The sequence below is a fragment of the Parasynechococcus sp. genome (assembly GCF_042954245.1).
Taxonomy (GTDB): Bacteria; Cyanobacteriota; Cyanobacteriia; order PCC-6307; family Cyanobiaceae; genus Parasynechococcus.
On sequence record NZ_JBGKDP010000074.1, the window covers coordinates 1 to 4277 of the forward strand.

General features: G+C 61.8%; 6 protein-coding genes. 4 read left to right on the plus strand and 2 right to left on the minus strand.

The genetic code is table 11. From position 1 onward, the window contains the following. Window positions 1-249 (plus strand): fructosamine kinase family protein (locus tag ACGVJ8_RS03545; RefSeq protein WP_392345514.1); only part of this gene is annotated, 249 nt, incomplete at its 5' end. A gap of 3 nt (window positions 250-252) precedes the next feature. Here ACGVJ8_RS03545 and ACGVJ8_RS03550 read toward each other — a convergent pair. Further along, window positions 253-639: a CAAD domain-containing protein gene (locus ACGVJ8_RS03550; protein WP_392345515.1), complete on the minus strand. Its 387-nt coding sequence runs from the start codon at window positions 637-639 to the stop codon at window positions 253-255. On the opposite strand from ACGVJ8_RS03550, the gene ACGVJ8_RS03555 reads away from it, so the two are divergent. Together ACGVJ8_RS03555 and moeB are read left to right on the plus strand one after the other, a co-directional pair. Continuing rightward, window positions 638-1156, plus strand: coding sequence for a M67 family metallopeptidase (locus tag ACGVJ8_RS03555; RefSeq protein ID WP_392345516.1), 519 nt, complete (start codon window positions 638-640; stop codon window positions 1154-1156). The two genes, ACGVJ8_RS03550 and ACGVJ8_RS03555, sit on opposite strands and share 2 nt — an antisense overlap. Continuing rightward, window positions 1149-2285, plus strand: a complete 1137-nt coding sequence (moeB, locus tag ACGVJ8_RS03560; protein WP_392345517.1) for a molybdopterin-synthase adenylyltransferase MoeB — start codon at window positions 1149-1151, stop codon at window positions 2283-2285. The genes ACGVJ8_RS03555 and moeB overlap by 8 nt, the downstream gene beginning before the upstream one ends. A 9-nt stretch (window positions 2286-2294) precedes the next feature. Here the strand turns inward: moeB and ACGVJ8_RS03565 are convergent, their stop codons facing one another. Beyond that, a complete protein-coding gene (locus ACGVJ8_RS03565) occupies window positions 2295-3449 on the minus strand; it encodes a cob(I)yrinic acid a,c-diamide adenosyltransferase (protein ID WP_392345519.1) in 1155 nt (384 codons plus the stop codon). A gap of 53 nt (window positions 3450-3502) precedes the next feature. On the opposite strand from ACGVJ8_RS03565, the gene larE reads away from it, so the two are divergent. Further along, a partial coding sequence (larE, locus tag ACGVJ8_RS03570; protein WP_392345520.1) for an ATP-dependent sacrificial sulfur transferase LarE occupies window positions 3503-4277 on the plus strand: 775 nt, incomplete at its 3' end.

Sequence of the window (4277 nt, forward strand, 5' to 3'; positions counted from 1 at the left end):
GGGAGCATTTTTGATCCCGCCAGTTGGTGGGCTGATCGGGAAGTTGATTTGGCCATGACCCGACTGTTCGGCGGCTTCAGTGAAGCCTTCCGGTCGGGTTATCGGGAGGTGATACCCGAGGCTCCAGGCGCTGACGGTCGGGTGGAGATCTACAACCTATACCACCTGCTCAACCACGCCAATTTGTTTGGGGGGAGTTATCTGAGCCAATGCCGAGCCAGCCTCAAAGATCTGGCTCGGCGGCTTTGAGGATCAGCCCAGGTACTCCTTCCGGAGTGTTTGAACACGCTGAACCAGGGCATCGCGCTTGTCGCTGGTGGTCAGATTTTTCCAGCTCCATTGGCCCACCACGACCACGCCGAGCAGTTCAAGCAGGCCCGGAACGATCGGCAACAGATTGATCGTGTCGAGGATCCCCTTGATCAGGATCTGGGCAATGATCACGGCCGCAAAGATGCCGACGATCTTGCCGATGCGTCCCATCTGACTCCAGTCGACCTGATCGAGCGTGTCGTTCACCTTGCCCAGCACGTCGCTGTAGCGCTCAGCGAAGGAGGTGGTGTCCTCCTGAGCAGGGGTTTCGAGGGGTGTCGTCACGGTTGTGGCGGCATCCTTAACTTCAGTGGTGGCGTCACTCATGAGAACGACTAAATCCTTCACAATTTCAGCTGAGCGTATCGGTGCGACGGGGTCTACGCCATCCGTGCTGCAGATTGATCACCGATGCCACACGGATTTGCGCCGCATTCTGTTGGCGCCCCACCCTGAAGAAGGCTGTGCCTTGCTGCTGGGACAGCGGACGAATTCAGGGGGTTTGAGGCTGACCACGACCTGGCCCTGTTGCAATGTCTGGGGACGAGGGGCATCCGGTCAGCGGCCTGTCCACGACCGTCGCAGAAGGTTTCTTGTGGATCCGAGGGAGCAGTTGGCAGCCCAGCGATGGGCCCGGGATCGCCATCAACGTTGTCTTGGCGTGGCCCACTCCCATCCAGCATCCGAGCCCGTGCCCTCGCCCCACGATCGGCGCTGGGGGGAGGCTGGAAGTGTGATGCTAATTCTTTCTGCCTCGCTCGGCTTGCGGGCCTGGTGGCTGCATGGTGACCGCAGCGTGGATGAAATCCCGATTCAGCTCTGGGACACTCACAACCATGCATGACCAACCGATGCTGAGTGCTGATGAGCGGGGGCGCTACGCCCGCCATCTGATCCTTCCCGAGGTTGGTCCTGCCGGTCAGCTTCGGTTGAAGTCTGCTTCTGTGCTCTGTGTTGGCAGCGGGGGGCTGGGATCTCCTCTGCTGCTTTACCTGGCGGCGGCAGGCGTAGGCCGTATCGGAATCGTGGATGGAGATGTGGTGGAGCTCTCCAATCTCCAGCGGCAGGTGATCCACAGCTCCAGCGGGGTTGGCGGCTCCAAGGCCCGCTCGGCGGCGGCGCGGATCCACGACCTCAACCCCCACTGCCAGGTGGAGGTGCATGAATGCATGCTGGATGTGGGCAATGCCCTGGACCTCATCGGTGCCTACGACCTGGTCTGTGACGGCACCGACAACTTCCCCAGCCGGTATCTGATCAACGACGCCTCTGTGTTGCTCGGGAAGCCCCTCGTCTATGGCTCCGTGCAGCGCTTTGACGGCCAGGTCAGCGTGTTCAACCGCACGCCGACGAGCCCCAATTACCGCGATCTGCTGCCGGAACCACCTCCGCCGGACGCTGTTCCGACCTGCTCGGAGGCTGGTGTGATGGGTGTGATGCCGGGGCTGATCGGTCTGCTTCAGGCCACCGAAGCGATCAAGCTGATCACCGGCATTGGCGAGTGCCTGGATGGTCGGCTACTGGTAGTTGACGCCCTGGCCATGCGATTTCGCGAACTCACCCTCCGCGTTGATCCAGACCGACCGAAAGTTGAGAGCCTGATTGACTACCGCCAGTTCTGCCGTCCGGCGTCATCGGAGATGGAAGCCATCACTGTCACGGAGCTGAAGGCCCTGCTCGACTCCGCTCCAGACGAGATTGTGCTTGTTGATGTCCGCAATCCTGCTGAAGCAGAGGTGGCTTCGATAGAAAGAAGCCATTTGGTTCCGTTGGCCTCGCTGGAGAGTGGAGAGGCGATCGATCGCGTTCGTGCATTAGCGGAGGGACGGCGCCTTTTGGTGCACTGCACGCTCGGGGGGCGCTCTGCGCGTGCAGTCGAGCTGTTGGCTCAGCAGGGAATCGCGGCCACGAATGTGACCGGTGGAATTAATGCCTGGTCGCAGCAGGTGGATCCTGCAATCCCCCGCTACTGAACCTCAGGGTTAGTAATCCACGCCCCGTTTGAGATCCACGCCCTGTTCGGCGTAGTGCTTGTGGCAGACCATCTCCGAATGGATGCTGGCCAGATCGAAATAGGCCGGAGGGTTTTTGCAGCGCCCCGTGATGATCACCTCGGTTTCCGCCGGTTTGCGCAGCAGGGTCTGCAGGATCGGTTCGACGGGCAGCAGCTCCAAGTCGACTGTGGGGTTCAACTCATCGAGGATCACGGTCTTGTAGAGGCCGCTGGAGATGGCGGCCCGTGCGATCTCCCAGGCTCGTTCGGCCTCCACGTAGTCAATCGGCTCCTGCTGGCCACGCCAGACGATGGCATCGCGGCCGGAGCGGAGGTGGTCCACCAAGTGGGGATAGCTCTCGCGCAGGGCGGCGATGGCCGCGTCTTCGGTGTAGCCGCTGCCGCCTTTGAGCCATTGCAGGATCAAGACCCGATGGCTCTTGTCCTGGCTAATGCCCCGCCCGATGGCCTGCAGCGCTTTCCCGAGTGCACTGGTTGATTTGCCTTTGCCTTCACCGGTGTAGATCTCAATACCGCTGCTCACATTGAGAGGCACCACCCGGTTGTCGTTCATGCCCGGACGGCGATGGGCCCGCATCTCTGAATGGAGGTCCGCCTCACGCACCAAGGGAGCCGGTGCGGCCCGACCGGTGACGATGATCTCCATCCCCTCAGGCCGGTTGCTGAGGGTGCGGACCACGTCCTCCAGGTCCAGCAGGCCGAGATCCAGAACCGGATTCAGCTCGTCCAGAACCACCACCGAGTAGAGGGCACTGGCGATCGCGCCCTTGGCAATCACCCAGCCCCGCTGGGCTTCGTCTCGGTCGAATCGAGTGGCTTCGTCGGCGGTGAAGTGATCGGCCCGTCCGGTGCGCAGGTGGTCGATCAGATGGGGGAAACCCTGTTGCAAGGCCTCGATGGCCGCATCTTCGTCGTAGGCCCGCCCTGGGCCTTTGAGGAAGCGCAACAGCAGCACCCGGGTCTGTCGCTGCTCGCAGATGCCGAGTCCAATCGTGCGCAGTACAACCCCAAGGGCTGCCTGGCTTTTGCCCTTGCCCTCACCGTCATAGATGTGCAGCTGTCCGTGGCTGCGCTCGCGGCTGTCTGCTGCAGTGACAATGCCGATGCCGATGCTTCGAGGCATGAGGACGGCTCTTACCGTTGGAGCCTACCTAGCTCAACTGGTTTTCCCCGCTGATGTTTTGGTTGCAGGAGCCTTTGGCGGATCGAGAGCAGCAACTGCTGGCGGACCTGCGGCACTGGATGGCGGCGCAGTCCGCCCTGTGTGTGGCGTACTCCGGTGGTGTCGACAGCACCCTTGTGGCGGCGATGGCCTACGAAGCCAAGGGCGAAGCCGCCCTGGCGGTAACGGGGATCTCTCCGGCACTGGCGCCGCATCTGTTGCGGGAAGCCCGTGATCAGGCCTCGTGGATCGGCATTTCGCATCGGGAGTGTGCAACGGCCGAGTTGAACGACCCCGACTACAGCAGCAATCCCGTGGATCGCTGCTTTGCCTGCAAGCGTGAACTGCACCACCACCTTCAGCCCATTGCCGCGGCTGCGGGTGATGCCTTGGTGATTGATGGGGTCAATCTTGATGACCTCGGTGATCACCGGCCCGGCATTGCCGCCGCACGAGAGGCAGGGGTTCGCTCCCCCCTGGCTGAATTGTCGATCGACAAAGCAGCGATCCGTTCTTTGTCTCGGGCCCTTGGTTTTCCCTGGTGGGATAAGCCAGCACAGCCCTGCTTGGCCTCTCGCTTCCCCTATGGCGAAAGCATCAGCGCTGAGCGGTTGAAGCGGGTGGGCCAGGCGGAAGCTTGGTTGATCGCCAGGGGGTTCAGCACCGTCCGTGTGCGATCCCATGGTTTTGCTGCACGAATTGAGGTGCCCAACGAGCAGATTCGCGCTGTGCTCGCGCTTGCGGAGAGCGAACCTCTAGTCGAGGCTTTTCGCTCCCTTGGTTTCACCT

Bases quoted from the DNA above. Each gene is read 5' to 3' on its own strand.
- ACGVJ8_RS03555 (WP_392345516.1), top strand. From the start codon at position 638: ATGAGAACGACTAAATCCTTCACAATTTCAGCTGAGCGTATCGGTGCG.
- ACGVJ8_RS03550 (WP_392345515.1), bottom strand. From the start codon at position 639: ATGAGTGACGCCACCACTGAAGTTAAGGATGCCGCCACAACCGTGACG.
- moeB (WP_392345517.1), top strand. From the start codon at position 1,149: ATGCATGACCAACCGATGCTGAGTGCTGATGAGCGGGGGCGCTACGCC.
- ACGVJ8_RS03565 (WP_392345519.1), bottom strand. From the start codon at position 3,449: ATGCCTCGAAGCATCGGCATCGGCATTGTCACTGCAGCAGACAGCCGC.